Source organism: Psychrobacter sp. TB55-MNA-CIBAN-0194, from assembly GCF_040309505.1.
Classification (GTDB): Bacteria; Pseudomonadota; Gammaproteobacteria; order Pseudomonadales; family Moraxellaceae; genus Psychrobacter; species Psychrobacter fozii.
Window position 1 is genome coordinate 1 of the sequence record NZ_JBEOOW010000816.1, and the last position, 234, is coordinate 234.

Genomic DNA, 234 nt, shown 5'->3' on the forward strand with positions numbered 1-234 from the left:
GTGCTGTTACGCTCACTTGATTGCCTTGGCAGACAATACGCAGTGCACAATCAACGAGTATTAAGCTTTTTACGCTATCTTTAGAATCTATCTCTGCAGACTCAAGTAATAGTGAGTTAGGTTTATCAAGTGCCGCATACAATGCAAGTGGGCTACTTATGTAGTCTCGTACTTGCGTTATGCTGGTCACTTCACCTGGTGTTGTTGTTATATGACTAAAAATCAAACCTCATC

General features: G+C 41.0%; 1 protein-coding gene. It reads right to left on the minus strand.

The window, feature by feature from the left end; all coding sequences use genetic code 11:
• A partial coding sequence (locus tag AAEY75_RS17200; RefSeq protein ID WP_352260396.1) for a hypothetical protein occupies positions 1-190 on the minus strand: 190 nt, incomplete at its 3' end.
• Positions 191-234: the final 44 nt, after the last annotated feature.